This window comes from Nitrospirillum viridazoti CBAmc (genome assembly GCF_000730165.1).
GTDB classification, from domain to species: Bacteria; Pseudomonadota; Alphaproteobacteria; order Azospirillales; family Azospirillaceae; genus Nitrospirillum; species Nitrospirillum viridazoti.
Genome location: NZ_CP022112.1, coordinates 1051226 through 1068619, shown reverse-complemented (window position 1 = coordinate 1068619; position 17394 = coordinate 1051226). Strand labels below are relative to the sequence as shown.

Genomic DNA, 17394 nt, shown 5'->3' with positions numbered 1-17394 from the left:
CGAAACGCCCTGAAGGAGATTCCCCGTGACCGACAATCATCCGGCTGAGAGACAAGACCCCGCCGGCGCACCCGCGGTCGCCGCCATCGACCAGGAGACCCAGGAGGTCATCGACGAACTCTCGGGCGAGTTCCTGACCGTGGCAGCCGACGCCGCAGCCCGCGACGGCTGGCCCGACGAGCTGATCGAACCCCTGACGCTGATCGCCCTGGAGCCTTTCCTGGACTCCGTCCTCGGCGGCGGCGATCCGGATCAGGCCTTCGAGCAGGCGATGGCCGAGGCCCACGCCCGGATGTTCGAGGAGATCTTCACCTCCGCGCAGGACGACGGAGAGACCCTGGCCGATGCCTTCCTCTGCATGCTGCTGCTGGACCGCACGCTGGCGGAAGGGCGCGGAGAGCCGGAGGTGAAATATCCGGAAGTTTGGGTCGAGGCGGCCCTTGTTGCGGTCTATGAAGAGGCGGAGCGGGGCAGCGACCCCGGCCGGCAAATCGGTGCCGGCTTCGACGCGCTGGCCGCGGCGGCGCGCGCCGCCGCCTGAGGATCCGCCTTTTCGCTTAAGAAGGATAGTCGGCCCATGAGGACCCTGAATGCACGCTTACGCTTGGGCGGGCGTGTCGAGCTACCGCGGTTCTAATACCCAACGAGCGCTAATTACTCCATGCCGATTCACAGGCTGCCGCAGGCGGCTGAACGGCTCCCCAATTTCGAACACACGGCCGGCCAGGCTGTAGGTGAAGCGACGCCCTCCCTTTTTTAGGTTCATCGCTGATCGCCGGGGGCGTTTCCGGCATCGGGCCGATCTGCGGGGCGGCTTCGCCTATGTTGCCAAATGTGTCTATTCGCTACAGCGAGGACCTGGCCGCCTCTGCAAGGCCGAAGTGATCCATCGCCGGGGCCCCGGCGAACCTTGGAGGCCGTCGAGTTCGCCACCCTGGAGTGGTCGACTGCTTCAATCGCCGCAGTTTGCTGAGAACTGCACGATTGCGGTAGCCAAATCGTCCACCAGCGCACTGGCATTCGCCGCCCCGACCGTCCGGCCGCAATATTCCAGGCGCAGCACCAGGGTCGCACCGGGGACGATCACCAGGGCCAGGGGATAGCTGAGGCGGCCCCGGTTGCTGACGTCGCTGAAGCTGACCTCGCCGCGCACCTCGTGGCGCAAGGCCTCGTCCACCGGATAGTTCTCGAACACCAGCGTGCTGTCGAAAGGGGCGTCGGCCGGATCGTTCCAGGATTGCAGGGCAGGCGGCGGAGCGTGCTCGAACTGGCGTAATCGCAGGTTCTGGTCGAACAGCCGGCGCAGGGTGTCGCCGGCGTCCTTCCCCTCCGCCACGCCTTCGGTCAGCGTGTGGACCACGGGCAGGGTGCCCGCCAGCAGGCCCATGACGCTGTCGATGTCAGGGACGTCCAGGGTGCGGCCCGACATGGTGGCGCCGAAGGCCACGGTGCGTTGGCCCGTCATCCGGGACAGCACCCGCAGCCAGCCGGCCTGCACCAGGGTATTCAGGGTTACCCGCTCCCGCGCCGCCGCCGCGTTCAGCCGGCGCACGGCGTCTTCATCCAATTCGCGCTCCACCGAGCCATTGGCTTCGGCTGTGGCCGGCGGGACCAGATGGTCGCGCAGCCGGGTTGGTGCGGGCAGGGCCGCCAGCTCGGCATTCCAGAAGGCCTCGGCGGCGCCGGCGTCCTGGCGCTGTTTCCAAGCAGCCACATCGCGCAGGCGGCCGGCGGGGGCGGGCGGTGATTCTCCATCGTACAGCCGCAGGATATCACCCAGCAGGCGCGACATGCTCCACCCGTCCAGCAGCGCATGGTGCCAGGTCCAGAGGAAGCGGTACTGCCGTGCCCCCGTGCGCGCCAGGGTCAGGCGCATCAGCGGCGCCTGCTCCAGCGCGAAACCACGGCGCCACTCCGCATCCCGGTGGGTGTTCCAGGCGACGTCGATGTCGGCCTCGCCCCGCCAGTCCGGAGAGAGGACCTCCAACCGCACCGTGCGGCGCACGACCAGCACCGGCGGCTCAGCCTCCCCCTGCGGCCAGGCGAAGCCCGCCCGCAAGATGTCGCAACGCTCGATCACGGCCTTCCATGCGGTTGCCATGCGCGCCGGGTCCAGCCCATCGATCAGGGCCCAGACCTGCACCCTGTAGGCGTCGCTGTCCGGGTACAGGCGGCTGTGCCGCGCCATGCTGGCCTGGAGTGCCGTGGCCGGCAGGATGTCGGCGATGTCGGGCGCCGGCACCGGCAGGGCGTCAAGCTGCGCCTGGGTCAGGCTCACCAGCGGGAAGTCGGACGGCGTGACCTGGCCGGCGCCTTTCGCCAGGCAATGGTCGATAACGCCGGCCAGCGCGTCCTCGTATGCCGCCAGGAAGGCCGCCGCCGTGTCCTGGCGGAACAGGGCGGTGCTGTGGCGCACATGCAGGGCCAGCACTCCATCCAGGATCTGGCCATCCACCGACAGCAGGGCACCCAGGGGGGCGTCTGGGTCGGTGCCGCCGCCGCACTCCTCGGTCGCCGCGCGCCAGGGGCCGTCGCGCATCACCCCGTCGAATTGGCCCAGGTAATTGAAGGACAGGGACACGGATGCCGCCAGCGCGTCGCGCGTCGCGGCATCGTCGGCCAAATGGCGCAGCAGGCCGAAACCGATGCCGCCGTCCGGTACGGCGCGCAGGGCTTCCTTCACCTGACGCACGGTCCCGTCCCACCCGTCGCCGGCCTGCAGCCGCACGGGATAGACGCTGGTGAACCAGCCCACCGTGCGTTCCAGGTCCAGTTCGGGGAACAGCGGCTCCCGCCCATGTCCCTCCAGGTGCACGGTGACTGCCGCTCGCTTCCAGGTCCGTCGCACCGCCTCGGCCACGGCCGCCAGCAGCAATACGTCGATGCGGGTGCGATAGGCGGCGGGGGCCGTGGTCAGCAGGGCCTGGGTGCGCTCCGCATCCAGGCGCAGGGTGCGGGTGACGGCGTGGCGGCGGGTATTGGGCGCGCCCGGCCGGTCCACCGGCAGCGGCGACGTGTCCAGTGCCGCCTGCCAGAAGGACAATTGCGCCCGTATCGCTGGCGCCTGGGCCAGTTCGGCCAGCCGCCGCGCCCACACCGCGAAGGGGGCGGTGCGGGCTGGTAGGGTCCGGTCCAGGCAGGGGCCGGTGGTCAGCGCCCGCAGGTCATCCAGCAGCACGCGCCAGGACACGCCGTCCACCACCAGATGGTGCGCCACCAGGAACAGGCGCTGGGCGCCGTCCGGCAGACAAATCAGGCGGGCCCGCATCAGGGGGCCTTGCCCCAGGTCCAGCCCGTCCTGGGCCTCATCACACAGGCGGGTGACGTCAGCCACGGTTTGCGCCGTGCCCTCATCCAGGACGATGCCTGCCTCGGCGGCGTGGCTTTGCGTCCAGGCGCCATCGGCGTCCTGATGGAAGCGCAGGCGCAGGGCGTCGTGATGATGGCCCAGCGCCGCCATGGCGCCTGCCAGGGTGTCCCGGTCCAGCAACCTGTCGCAGGCCAGCAGCACCGACTGGTTCCACCGCTGGCGACGGGGGATGGGCTGGCCGAAGAACCAGGCCTGGATCGGAGTGAGGGGCGAGGGGCCGTCCGGCACGGGCAGCTCCTGCGCCACCTCGCTAGTCACCTCAACCACCGGAGCCAGCGCCGCGATGGTCTGGCGGTCGAACAGCTGCCTGGGCGTGAAGCGCAGACCCTGGGCCCGGGCGCGGGCCACGATCTGCAGCGCCAGGATGGAATCGCCACCGATCTCGAAGAAGTTGTCGGTCACACCCACCGTCGCCTGCCCCAGCGCGTCGGCCCACAGGCGGGCCAGTGTCGCCTCTCGCGCGTCACGCGGGGCAACCTGGCCGTCCGTCTCCCACCGTGGGGCAGGTAGGGCGGCGCGGTCCAGCTTGCCGGCCGTGGTTACCGGCAGGATGGGAATGGATATCAGCCGGGCCGGCACCATGTGGGTGGGCAGCACCTGGGCCAGCCGCGCGGTGAGGGCGGCCACGTCCACTTCGGCGCCGGCAGCTGGCACCACATAGCCCACCAGGCGGGTGATGCCGCCCGTCTCGTCGGCCACCACCACGGCCTGGTGGATACCGGCTTGGGCGATTAACTGCGCCTCGATCTCCCCCGGCTCCACACGGAATCCCCGCACCTTCACCTGGGTATCGCGGCGGCCCAGATATTCCACCGTGCCATCCTCGCGCCAGCGGGCCAGGTCGCCGGTGCGGTATAGCCGGGCACCGGGATCGCCGAAGGGGTCGGGGATGAAACGGGCCGCGGTGGCGGCCGGCTGGCCGACATAGCCCCGGGCCAGGCCGCTGCCGCCAATCCACAGTTCCCCCACCGCGCCGATGGGCACGGGCCGCAGGTCGCCGTCCAGGACATGGGCGGCGCGGTCGCCCACCGGCCGGCCGATGGGGACATAGGGCGTGTCGGGCAGGCTGGCGCCGTCGCCCTTCCACACCAGGGGCGTCACCACCGTTTCCGTGGGGCCATAGCCGTTGATGGCGCGGCGGGGGCGCAGGGCGGCGAACAATCGCTCCAGCCCCGCGCGCGGCATGGCCTCGCCCCCGAAGGAATAGAGGTGGACGGGTGGCGGGTCGCCCTGGGTCTCTGCCCAGGCGGCCAGCTGCTGCAGATATTTGGGCGGGAAGCCGGCATGGGTGACGCCGTGGCGGCGGATGGCCTCATAGGTCTGCTCCGCCGTCCACAGACTGTCGTCGCGCAACACCAGGCTGCCGCCCTGGGTCAGGGCGGTCATCCAGCGCTCATGCGCGCCGTCGAAGGTGAAGGAAAGGAAGTGAAGCTCGCGGCTGCCGGCCGTCATGTCGTAGAGGGCGGCGGTGGCGACGCAATGCATGGCCAGGGCCCCGTGCTCCACCGCCACTCCCTTGGGCACGCCGGTGGAGCCGGAGGTGTGGATGATGTAGGCGAGGCTGCGCGGGTGGGGTGTCAAACCCAGGTCGCCGTCATCCTCCCCGTCCGTGCCGTCATTCGGACCGGCCAGGGTGGGCAGGTCGTCCAGCGGTATGGCGCCCACCATCAGCGCCAGGCCGGCGGCCTCACGGATGGCGCGCAGCCGCTCCAGGGGATAAGCCGGGTCCAGGGGCACGAAGGCGGCGCCCGACTTCATCACCGCCAGCAGGGTGACGATCAGGTCCGGTGTGCGGTTGAGGCAGACGCCGACCCGTACCTCCGGCCCCGCGCCCAGGATGCGCAGGCGGCGGGCCAGGCGGTTGGCGCGGCGGTTCAGGGCGCCGAAGGTCAGCACGCTATCGCCGAACAGCACGGCGGGCGCGTCCGGCCGGGTCACTGCATGGCGGGCGATCAGCAGCGGCACGGCCGGGGGTGGCGGCAGGGCCCAGGCGGGATCGCGGTGCCAGGCGGCAATGGCCGCCGTCTCCGCCGGGGTGCGCGGGTCCAACGTCCCGATGGGCTTGTTGGGTGAAGCCACCGCCTGGGTTAGCAGGGCCCGCCAGCGCTCCGCCACCCGCTGCGCGGACTTGTCCGTGAACAGGGCCGTACGATAGGCCAGCCGGCCCAGGATGGCGCCATCCGCCTGTTCCACGCTGCCCAGCGCCAGCTCGAACTTGGCGGTGCGGACGGGTAGGGGCAAGACCTCCACCGCGATGCCGTCCATGGCCAGCGCGCCCAGGGGGGCGGGGGCGTGGTCGAACATGACCTGCACCAGTGGCTGGCCGTCGCGCGCGGGCGCCAGGACGGCGATGTCCTCCAACGGCAGGTCCTGGTGGTCCAGCGCTGCCGCCACGGCCCCCGCCACCTGGGGCATGAGGGTGGAAAAGCCGGCGCGATCGTCCAGGCGCAAACGCACCGGCAGGGTGTTCACGAAACAGCCGATCAGGCCCTCGGCCTCCCGCTGCCGGCGGCCGGCCGCGGGGATGCCGACGACCACCTCGTCTTGGCCCGCCAAGCGCGCCAGCAGCAGCGCGTAGGCGGAAAGCAGCACGGTGAACAGTGTGTGCCCGTGGTCCCGCGCCAGGCGGCGGAGGTCGTCGGCCAGGGCCGGCGGCAGGGTCACGGCGCATTCCGCGCCGGCCATCTGCCCCTCCGCCGACACCCCACCCCGGGCGCCATCCGCTGGCAGCGCCAAGGGCGGGGGCGCGTCGGCCATCCGGGCGTGCCAATACGCCCGCTGACGATCCGCCTCCCCCGCCTCCAGCCACAGGGCTTGCCAAGTGACAGCATCGGCGTACTGCAGGGTCGCCGGTCCCGCTTGCGCCGTGCCGTGCCGCGCCGCCGCATATCCCGCCGCCAGATCAGCCATGGCCAGGGGCAGGGAGGTGCCGTCGGCTGCGATGTGGTGAAGCGCCACCACCAGCCAGTGCTCCTCCGCCGCCAGGGTCAGCAGATGGGCCCGCAGCGGCGCCTCGGCCGCCAGGTCGAAGGGGCGAGTGATAATGTCCTCCACCACTGCCCACGCTGCCGTTTCGGCATCCGCCTGGTTACTCAGGTCGGTATGACCCAGCGTCACGCCATTGGGCGGTAATGTCACAGGCCAGGCGCCGCCATTGCCATCGGGCTGGTAAATGGTTCGCAGGATGGCGTGGCGGATCACCAGCCCGTTCAGCGCCGTTTGCAGCGCCGCGATGTCCAGCGTGCCGCGCAGGCGAAAGACGTCCGGCATGGTGTAGGCGGTGGAGGTGGAGTCCAGCTGCGCTTGGGCCCACAGCCGCCGCTGCGCCGCCGACATCACCGGTGCCGCCCCTTCCCCGCGGGGGGGAATGGGCAGGCGGGTGAAGGGCATTCCCCGGGCGGCCAGCGCCTCCAGGAACGCCTGCCGCTTTTCCGGCGGCAACTGGGCGAAGCGCTGGGCGATGTCCAAGGTCGTCTGGGCCATGGGGATCTAGACCATCAATAAATGGGGCAGGGGGTGTCAGGCCACGGCCTGTCGCGCGGCGTCCGGGTCGGCGCCCAGCGTGCGCAGCTGGTCCGCCACGGCGGCCACCGTGGGGTGGTCGAAGACCAGGGCGGGGGCGATCTCCACGCCTAGGCGTCGGCGCAGGCGGGCGACCAGCTTGATGACCAGCAGGGAATGGAAACCCAGGTCGAACAGGTTGTCTGTCCGCCCCACCGCGTCCCGTTCCAGCAGCGCGGCCACCAGGCCAGCCACCATAATCTCCAGCGGATCCCCGGCGGTTTCCGGCGCCGTCGCGGGGGCTGCCTCGGGCGGTGGCAAGGCGCTGCGGTCCACCTTGCCGTTGCCCAGGCGGGGCAGGGCCGGCATCGCCATCACGTGGGTGGGGACAAGGGCGTCGGGCAGGCGTTGCTTCAGGGCGGCGCGCAGGGCGTCGATATCCCCCCCGCCGGTCACGTACAACACCAGCCGCAGATCGGCGCCCTCCCCCCAGGGGCGCACGGCCGCCTGCCGCACGCCCGGTTGGGCCAGGGCCGCCGCCTCGATCTCCGCCGGTTCCACGCGGAAGCCGCGGACCTTGACCTGGTCATCCGCCCGGCCGACCAGGCGCAGGCCGCCCTCGGGCAGCAGGCGGGCCAGGTCGCCGGTGCGGTAGAGGCGTTGGCCGGGGACCAGCGGATCGTCGATGAACGCGGGGTCGTCCGGCCGGTCGAGATAGCCCCGGCCGACTTGGGCACCGCCAATGTGCACTTCGCCCACCGCCCCCAGCGGAACGGGGTGTCCGGCGGCGTCCAGCAGGCGCACCACGCTGCCGGCCAGCACGCGGTCCAGCGGCAGGCCGTCCGGGATGGCCCCCCCCGCGTCCAGGGCGTGCACCATCACGCCCACGGTGGTTTCCGTGGGGCCGTAGTGGTTGAAGACGCGCACCCCGGAGTCCAGCGCCCGGATGGTGGACAGCAGCGTGGCCGCTGCCCGTTCCCCGCCCAGCACCAGGGTGCGGGGCAGACGGGGGGTGGCGGTATCCAGCAGGGCCGCGAGGTGCGACGGCACGATCTTCAGACAGTCGATGTCCTGTCTGGCGATGAAGCGGGCGAAGGCCGTTCCATCGGTCATGGCCGCCTCGTCCGCCACCACCAGGCAGCCGCCGACGGCCATCGCGCCGAACAGGGTAGTGTTGCCCAGGTCGGCCGCGACGGTGGAGGACAAGGCGAAGCGCCGGTTGCCGGCCAAATCCAGGGCCTGGGTGACGGCGGCGACATAGGCGGCCAGCTGGGCATGTTCCACCACCACGCCCTTGGGCGCGCCGGTGGAACCGGAGGTGAAGATGACATAGGCTGCGTCCCGCCCGTCCGGCAGCGGCAGAGCGGCCTCCGGTGCCGGCTGGTTCAGCAGATGGGCCACTTCCGCCGCCGTCATCACCCGGTGGGGCTGGGCGGCCGCCAGGGTGGACTTACGCCGCGCCTCCGGCCAGGCGGGGTCGATGGGGACGTAGGCGCCCCCGGCGCGCAGCACCGCCCACAGCGCGAGGACCAGGGGCGTCCCGCGCGGCATGACCAGGGCCACGCGCCGTTCCGCCGTCACGCCCTCCTGGCGCAGATGACGGGCCAGATGGTCCACCTGGCGGCGGAATTCGGCATAGCTCAACACGGCTTCGCCGTCTGACAGTGCCGGTGCCGCCGGCTGGTCGCCGGACCATCGCAGCAGCAGGTCGACCACGCCGGGGACGGCGATTGCCTCTTGCCGCCGGTCCAGGGCCGCGTGCGCCTGGCGGGCGCGTTCATCCAGCACGGGCGGAGGGTTGGTCATCACGCCACCTCCGTCGCGCCGGCCGCTTTGCTGGTGTCCAAGCTGGCGCGGTCCGTCATGGCGCCCATGGCGACGACGACGCGGCGCGGCCCCTGGTAAGGGTCGCGGGCATGGGCCGCCAGCATGTTGTCCAGCATCACCACGTCGCCGTTGCGCCAGTCGAAGCGCACGGCGCAGGCCTCGTACATCTCACCGATCAGGGCCATAACGTCGTCGGGGATGGGACTGCCATCCCCATAGAGGACGTTGCGCGGCAGGCGGTCGATGCCCACCAGGTCCAGCAGGTCTTCACGCACATCGGCCTCCAGGCAATAGGGGTGGTGCAACTGCACTTGGTTGAAGAAGCTGCGCTCCCCCGTCAGGGGGTGGCGTATGACGGCGGGCCCCCGGCTGCGGGTCTGCGGCGTCTCCGGGTCCAGCCAGCGGCAGTCGATGCCGCCGGCGGCACAGCGGGCCGTCACCGCCTCGCGGTCATCGGTCTTGAAGAAGTCGCGCCAGCCCACATCCAGGCGCGGGGTGAAGGTGCGGACGTACAGCAGGCCGCGCCGCTCCAGGTCGGCTACCAGGTCCAACGGTAGGCGGCGCAGCATTTCCCGGCAGTCCACGATGGGGGTGCAGCCGCCCACGGGGGCCACCTGTTCGGCGAAGAACCATTGCTTGCGCGGCCAGCGGTCCAGATGGGCGCTTTCATTGTGGAACAGGATCATCTGCCGTTCCGGATAAGGGGTGGAGCGATAGGTGTTGCGCCCCCCTTCCTTCTTGGGCAGGTCGCCATAGCCCCCGAACAGGCCGCCGGGCTCCATGGCCTCGGCGAACCCTTCGAAGGCCCGCGGGCCGGGCAGGTCGAAGCCGCGGAACAGGATGCCGGCATGTCGGGCCAGCAGTCCGTCGATGAAGGGGCGGTTGGCCGCCGCCCAGGCGGCGGGATCCAATCCGCTGGTTACCGGCTCCAACATCACGGGGAAGGCGCCGCCGTCCGCCAGAAAGGACTGGCGGACGGCCTCATGGGCCGGCTTGGGGGCCAGGCGGGCGGGGGCCAGGCGGGCGGGGATGGTCATGGGTGATGCCTCGGGCGCTTTGGCGGGCAGGGTCGAAAGGGGCAAGGGCTGGTCCGGCGCCTCCACCGCCTGGCGCAGCAGGGCGATCCAGCCATGGTGGAAGCGGGTGATGGTGACGGGATCGAGCAGGGCGGCGGCGTAGACCCAGTCGGCCACCATGCCGTCCGCCCCGGGTTCCAGGAACAGGGCCAGGTCGAACTTGCTGCGCCGTTCCAGGGCGGGCAACTGGGTGACGGTCAGTCCCGGCAGATCGAAGCGGCTTTCCGGCACGTTTTGCAGGACGAACAGGGCCTGGACCAGGGGGTTGCGGCTGCGGTCGCGGGGCACACCCACCGCCTCGACGATGCGGTCGAAAGGCAGGGCATCCTGCTCGAACGCGGCCAGCGCGGTGTGTCGTGTCTGGTCCAGCATGTCGGCTGGGCTCATGCCCGCGCGGTGGCGGGACCGCAGGGGAACCACGTTGACGAAGAAGCCGATCAACTCCTCCACCTCCGGTACGGCGCGGCCGGCCGTATCGGTGCCCACCACCAGGTCATCGTCGCCCGTCACTTGGTGCAGCAAGGACTGGAAACTGGCCAGCAGCGCCATGAAAAGGGTGGCGCCGCGCGACCGTGCCCACTCGTCCAGGGGGCCCAGCAGATCCGGCGGCACGATGAAGCGGAGGGCGCCGCCGGCCGTCTGTGCCACCGGCGGCCGAGGCCGGTTGGTAGGCAGGCGCAGTCGCGTCGGGGCGCCGGCCAGGTGGCCGCGCCAGAAGGCGACACGCGACCGCAGGCCCTCCCCTGACAGCAGGGCCCGCTGCCACACGGCATAGTCGGCGTACTGCACAGGCAGGGCCGGCCAGTCCGGCGGCGTACCGGCCCGGGCGGCACGATAGGCGGTGGACAGGTCGCGGGTCAGCACCCCCACGGACCAGCCGTCGGCCACCATGTGGTGCATGGCGAAGATCAGCTGGTGATGACCCGGTGCCAGGCGCAGCAGTCGGGCGCGCAGGGGTGGGCCCTGGGCCAGGTCGAAGGGCCGGCCCATTTCCGCCTCCCGTATGGCCAGGGCGCAGGCCTCCCGCTCTTCCGCCAGCAGGGGGGACAGGTCGTCCACGGCCAGCGACAGCGTCAGGGCCGCCGCTGGCCGGGCAATCGGTTCCCCGTCCTCATCGGCGTCGTTTTCGGGGTAGGCGGTGCGCAGGATCTCATGCCGGGCGATGACGGCGTTCAGCGCGCCTTCCAGTGCCCGGGCGTCCAGGTCGCCGTGCAGGTCCAGGGTGGCGGCCATGGTGTAGGCGGCATCGCCCCCTGTCAGCCGGTCGACCAGCCACAGGCGCTGCTGCGCCGGCGACAGGGGCAGGGGGCCGCCGCGCGGCACGGGCGCCAGGATGGGCATGGGCTCGACCCCTTCTGCCACGTCGTTCGCGTCCAGCCGCGCTGCCAGGTGGGACAGGCCTGGCGCCTCGAACACCGTACGCAGGGCCAGCCGGTCCCAGCCCATGCGCCGCAGCCGCGCCACCAGGCGCGCGGCCAACAGGGAATGGCCGCCGAGGGCGAAGAAGTCGCTGTCGCGGTGGACAGCGGCGCCGGGCAGCAGCTCCCGCCACAGGGCGGCCAGCCGCTGTTCCGTCTCCGTCGCCGGCTCCTCACCAGCACCGTTGTCGGTGACAGGCTCGGGCAGGGCCTGGCGGTCCAGCTTGCCGTTGGCGTTCAGGGGCCAGGTGGTCACGGATACCCATCGCGTCGGCACCATATAGGGCGGCAGGTGGGCGGCGGCGTGGCGGGCCAGGTCGTCGGGCGTCCCGTCGCCGGCCGCCTGCCAATAGGCCACCAGCCGGTCGCCACGCGCCACCACGGCGGCACGGCACACGGCCGGGTGGCGCTCCAGCACGGCCTCGACCTCCCCCGGTTCGATGCGGAAGCCTCGGACCTTGACCTGGAAGTCCTTGCGGCCGGCCCATTCCAGCACGCCATCGCCCGTCCAGCGGCCCAGGTCGCCGGTGCGGTAGATGCGGGCGCCGGGCGGACCATCGGGGTCGGGCACGAAGACCACTGCCGTGCGGCGTGGGTCGCCGCTGTAGCCCCGGCCCACGCCGACGCCACCAATCACGATCTCCCCCACCGCTCCCACGGGGGCTGGTGACAGGTCGGCGTCCAACACCCGTAGGTCGGCATTGGCGGTGGGCCGGCCGATGGGGATGACGGCGCCCGGTTCCGGCGCCTGGCGCAGGGGGTGGAAGGCCACGTCGTCGGCGCATTCCGCCGGGCCGTAGGCGTTCATCAACGGGATGTGGGGATAGGCGGCGAACCAGGCGCGCGCGTCGTCGGCGCGCAGCGCTTCCCCCGTCGGCAACACCCAGCGCAAGGTAGGTAGGGGCACGGCCCCGCCGTCCGTCCCACCAATGTCGACCAGGGCGCGCATCAGCGACGGCACCGGCTCGAACACCGTCACGCCGGTGGTGCGCAGGCGGCGCAGCAGGGCGTCCGGATCCTTGACCACGGCGTCGGGAATGATCTCCACCACCGCGCCCAGCAGCGGCGCCATCAGCGTCTGCCAGACGGAAATGTCGAAGCAGGCGGGTGCCGTCTGGGCGATGACGTCGCTTTCGCCCAGGCCCAGGGGCGCCACCTTGGCCAGCATGTTGTTCAGCATGCCGTCGCGGGTGACCATTACCCCCTTGGGTATGCCAGTGGAGCCGGAGGTGAACAGCACATAAGCCAGCTGGCGGCCCTCCGCCGGGGATGTCGGCAGGTCGCCCGCCTCCGCCCGGTCCAGCAGGTTGGCCGGCGTCAGGGCCGGCAGATCGCAGGCGATGGCCAGGTCCCTCACCAGCAAGGCCTTGGCTTGAGCCGTCACCTGGGCCCAACGCGCAGGCGGATGGGCCGGATCCAGCGGCAGCCAGGCGCCACCGGCGCGCAGCACCGCCACCATCAGGGTCAGCAGTTCCAGCCCCCGGGGCAGCAACAGGGCGACGACGCCGTCCGGCCGCAGGCCGGCGGCCACAAGGCCGCGCGCCAGGCTTTCCGACCGGTCCCACAGTTGCCGGTAGGTCAGGCTGGCGCCATCGCAGCGGGCCACGACACGATCGGGATGGCGGACCACCCGGTCGGCCACCCGGGTCAGCCAGTCGGACCCCAAGGCGTAGTCAGCCGGGGTCGTGCGCCAGCGGCGTAGCAGCGCCGCCTCCGCCGCGCCTAAGCGGGGGATGGCACTAAGGGGGGTGTTGGCGCCGCGCGCCAGGCCCAGCAGGGCGGTGCGGAAGCCGTCTGCCACCCGGGCCAGTGTCGCATCGTCGATGCGGCGGGCGTCAGCGTCCAGCGCCACGCCCAGTTCCTCGCCGGGGAAGACCTCCACCGTCAGGCCATAGTGCGTGCGCTCCACATTTTCCCGCTGGCGCAGATCCAGGGTCCCCAAGCGACGGCGGCGCCCCTCCAGCATGGGCAGGTTCTGAAAGACCAGCAGCGTGTCGAACAGCGCCCCGACGCCCAGGCGCTTCTGGATATCGGCCAGCGACGCGTGCTCATGCTCGCGCATGGCCACGTTGTCGGCCTGCACCGCGCGCAGGTAGTCGCCCAGGCGCCGGCCGGCCGCCGGTTTCACCCGCAGGGGCAGGGTGGTGATGAAGACGCCCAGCATGGTCTCGGCGCCGTCGAGATCCATGGATCGCCCGGCGGAGGTGACGCCGAACACCACATCCTCGCGCCCCGACAGGGCTGCCAGGGTCAGGCCCCAGGCGCCCTGCACCAGGGTGTTCAGCGTGACACCCAGCTCGCGTGCGGTGGCCGTCAGACGCCCCGTCTCGGCCCGGTCCAGCATCAGGGTGCGGTTCAGGGGTGCGGCCGGCCCCGGCTGGGCGGGGCGCAGCACGGGCAAGGGCGTGGCGTCCCGGACACCGGCCAGGAAATCCTCCCAGAAGGCCAGGGGCCCGGCGCCGTCTCGGCGGACCAGCCAGGCGACATGATCGCGGAAGGGGCGGCGTTGGGGCAGTGCCGGCGCCTCCCCCGCCAGTTGGGCGCGGTAGCGTTCCAGCACCTCATCCAGCAGCAGGACGGAGCACCAGCCGTCCACCACCAGATGATGGCGGCTCCACACCAGCCACCAGCGGCCTTCACCCCGATCCATCACCGCCAGGCGCATCAAGGGTGCCGCTTCCAGCACAAAGCCTTGGGCCCGATCGGCGGCCAGGAAGTCGGCCAGCGCCGCCTCCTGCGCCGCCTCGTTCCACCCCCGCCAGTCATGCTGCGTGACGGGCAGCGTCGCGGCGCACTGCACCAGCTGCAGCGGCGCGTCCAGCCCTTCCCAGCGGAAGGCGGTGCGCAGCATAGGGTGGGCGTCCACGGCGGCCTGCCAGGCATGGGCGAAGGCCTCAGGGGCAAAGGGGCCGGTGGCGTCCAACACCAGCTGGTTGACGTAGGCACCGCTTTCCCGGTCAATCAGGCTGTGGAACAGCAGTCCCTGCTGCAGCGATGACAGGGGATAGGCATCGGTCACGTCCGGCCGGTCGGCTCGCAGGTCCGCCAGCGCATCGGCGTCCAGGCCGCTCAGGGCGAAGGGCTGGTCGGTTGGTGGCGGGGGCGTCTTCCTGGTTCCCTTGGGTGGCGTCGCGGCCAGGACCGCCGCCACGGCGGCGACGGTGCGCTTCTGGAACAACATCTTGGGCGTCAGGGCCAGGCCCTGGGGCCGGGCCTTGGCGATGACCTGCAAGGCCAGGATGGAATCGCCGCCGATGGCGAAGAAGTCGTCCGTGATCGCCACGGCGGGCCGGCCCAGCACCTCCGCCCACAGCGCGCTCAAAGCGGCCTCTATCGGCGACAGACCGGTGGATGTGGTGGGTTGTGCCATGTTCTGCGGTGCGTCCACCGGCAGGGCGGCGCGATCGATCTTGCCGTTGGGCAGGCGGGGCAGGGACGGCAGCACCGCGAGGGTGGCGGGAACCATGGCGTCCGGCACCTGGCCGGCCAGCGTGCGCAGCAGCGCAGCGGGTTCAGCCAAATCGCGGCCGGTGATGAAGGCCACCAGCCGCAAGCCGGCACCACCGGGGGCGGGGCGGGCGATCACGGCCGCCTCCGTCACGCCGGGCAGGCGGCGCAATTGCGCCTCCACCTCACCCAGTTCCACGCGGAAGCCCCGGATCTTCACCTGATCATCGGCACGGCCCAGGAAGCGGACGGCGCCGTTCGCCCCCATCACCACCCGGTCGCCCGTCAGGTACAGCCGGCCGCCGGGTATCGCCGGGTCGGGCACGAAGCGCTGGGCGGTCAGGGCAGCCCGGCCGCGATAGCCGCTGGCAACACCCGCACCGCCCACCGCCAGCTCGCCGGGCACGCCCACGGGCAATGGCTGAAGATCGCGGTCCAGCACGGCAACATGCACGCCCGCCAGCGGCCGGCCTACGGGAACGCCGTCCTCATCTGCATGGTCGGCGGTCCAGGTCAGGCAGCCCACTGTGGTTTCCGTGGGGCCGTAATGGTTCACCACCCGGCAGCCGGGCGCCAGGGCGCGCACTCGGGCCACGAAGTCGGCAGACAGCGCTTCGCCCCCCAGCACCAGGCGCCGGCGGGGCAGCAGGCGTTCCGGCTGGGGGACAGCCATCAGGGCCGCCAAGTGCGACGGTACGATCTTCAGCGCGTCCACCGGCCGTTCGGCCAGGTGGCGGGCCAGGGCGTCCGGGTCGTCGGCCAGGGCGGTGTCGATGATGCGCAGGGTGTGCCCGCCCAGCAGGGCACCGAACCAGGCGGTGTAGCCCAGGTCGGCGGTGACGGCGGCCAGGGTGGCGAGGATGGACTCCGGCGGCAGGTCCAGCACGTCCAGCACGCCCAGGGCGTAGTTGGCCAGGTTGCCCTGCGTCACCACCACGCCCTTGGGCGCGCCGGTGGAGCCGGAGGTGTAGATGACGTAAGCGGGCAGGGTGGGCACAGCCGGGGGAGGTGGTGTTGCACCGGCTTCCGGCCCGTTCAAGGCCAGCCGGGGCTGCGGCAGCTCGGCCGGCGCGTCCTCGCCCACGATCAGGCGGACGTCGGCGTCGGCGGCCATGAAGGCCAAGCGGGCGACTGGCAGGGCAGGATCCAGGCAGAGGTAGGCGGCCCCCGCCTTCCACGCGGCGATCATCGCCACGGCCAGGTCGGTGCCGCGCGGCAGGTGCAGGCCGACGGTATCACCCGGCGTCACGCCGGCGGTGGCCAGCCGGCTGGCCAGCGTCGCGGCGCGGGCGTCCAGGGCGGCGTAGCTCACGTTGTCCGCGCCGTGCTCGACGGCGATGGCGTCGGGCGCCTGGCCCACACGGCGATGGAACAGGGCCAGGGCGGTGTCTGGTGTCGCCGCCGGTCCGTGCCGCACCGCCGCGTCTTCCTCGGCATGGGCGCGTAAGGAGGACAGGCGGGCATTGGGGGCCGCCAGCACTTGGTCCACCAACGCCAGGAAACCCCGCTGCATGCGGGCGATGGTGGCGGGTCGGTAGCGGCTGGTGTCCTGGCGCCATTGCAGTGTCAGGCGGTCGCCGCCATCCACCCAGCGCAGGTTCAGATCGTTGGCGGCCCCGCGCTGGGTCGCGAACCTCAGGCGGGGAATATAATGGCCTGTCAGCCGGCGTTCGCCCACCGGCACATAGGTCGTCATGTGCTGGAACAGGGCGCCGCCCCGGCCGATGGCCGCTGCGATGCGCGCCAGGGGCAGGCGGTGGTGGCGCAGCATGGCCATTAAGGTGGCCTGGGTTCGCCGTGCCAAGTCGGCGAAGGCGGGGTTGCCCCGCAAATCCACGGGCCAGGGCAGGACGTTCAGGGTGCAGCCGATCAGGTCGTGGTCGGCCGCCCCCATGCGCCCCGACACGGGCGTGCCGATCAGAAAACGGTCCTGCCCGCTCCAGTGCCCCAGGAATGTGTGGTAAAGGGTGGCCAGCAGCGGAAAGAGGCCGATGCCCAGCCGCTCCGCCAGGGCTCGCAGCGCCGCCGTGGTTTCGGGGGATAGGGCGATCTCGGCTTCATGCGTGGCGCTGCCGTCGCCGCCATCCGACGGCAGGTCCAGCGCCGCCGGCGGGTCGGCCAGCAGCTCGCGCCAGAAGGCCTCCAGCTTCAGGCAGCGCGGCCCCGCGAGCGAGGCGCGCTGCCGGTCCAGCCAGGCTCGGTACAGGCCGGCGGGGATGGGGACCGGCGCCTGCCCCTGGACCAGGCGCTCATAGGCCAGCATCACCTGTTCCGTCAGGGATTCCATAGCCAGGAAATCACCGGCGATGTGATGCACCGCCACGACGATATAATCGCCGTCCGCGCCGCGCAGCAGCCGCACGCGGCAGACCTGGCCCGCCTCCAGATCCAAGGGTGTGTCCGCCTGGGCTGCCAGCCAAGCCGTGCACATGTCGTCATCCGGGATGGTCTTGGTGACGACGGCCACATCGGGTGCGACGGTGCGTAGTGGCCGCATCACCGGGGTGCCGGCCGCGTCCTCGCCATAGGCGCTGGCCAGTGTCTCATGCCCGGCGATGACATGGGTGAAGGCGGCGGCCAGGCAGGTCAGGTCCATACCCGGCAATAGGGTGCCGGCATAGGCCATGATATGGCCCGCCTCCTCCGGTGCTGCGCGATAGGCCGCCCAAAGGGCGCGCTGCTCTTCCCCCAGGGGATAGGCTGAAGCCGGGGCGTGGTCGGATGGGCAATCCGGCGCGATGCGCGTCGTGGTCAT

The 17394-nt window shown here is 71.6% G+C and carries 4 protein-coding genes; 1 reads left to right on the top strand and 3 read right to left on the bottom strand.

Features of this window, described 5'->3' with window-relative positions; genetic code table 11:
* The first annotated feature begins 25 nt into the window (after window positions 1-25).
* Entirely contained in the window at window positions 26-541 is a 516-nt protein-coding gene (locus Y958_RS26335) for a hypothetical protein (RefSeq protein WP_088874834.1), read from the top strand.
* A 411-nt stretch (window positions 542-952) separates the two neighbouring features.
* Here the strand turns inward: Y958_RS26335 and Y958_RS26330 are convergent, their stop codons facing one another.
* From Y958_RS26330 to Y958_RS26320, 3 genes are read right to left on the bottom strand one after another with little or no spacing between them, the layout of a single operon-like run.
* Window positions 953-6853 (bottom strand): non-ribosomal peptide synthetase, encoded by a 5901-nt coding sequence (locus tag Y958_RS26330; protein WP_088874833.1) that lies wholly within the window; start codon window positions 6851-6853, stop codon window positions 953-955.
* A 36-nt stretch (window positions 6854-6889) separates the two neighbouring features.
* Window positions 6890-8677, bottom strand: a complete 1788-nt coding sequence (locus Y958_RS26325) for a non-ribosomal peptide synthetase (RefSeq protein WP_088874832.1) — start codon at window positions 8675-8677, stop codon at window positions 6890-6892.
* Entirely contained in the window at window positions 8677-17394 is an 8718-nt protein-coding gene (locus Y958_RS26320; protein WP_186291503.1) for a non-ribosomal peptide synthetase, read from the bottom strand. The genes Y958_RS26325 and Y958_RS26320 overlap by 1 nt, the downstream gene beginning before the upstream one ends.

What these genes read in the sequence shown, in the direction of transcription:
- Y958_RS26330 (WP_088874833.1), bottom strand. Translation starts at nt 6,853, where the DNA reads ATGGCCCAGACGACCTTGGACATCGCCCAGCGCTTCGCCCAGTTGCCG.
- Y958_RS26320 (WP_186291503.1), bottom strand. Translation starts at nt 17,394, where the DNA reads ATGACCACGACGCGCATCGCGCCGGATTGCCCATCCGACCACGCCCCG.
- Y958_RS26325 (WP_088874832.1), bottom strand. Translation starts at nt 8,677, where the DNA reads ATGACCAACCCTCCGCCCGTGCTGGATGAACGCGCCCGCCAGGCGCAC.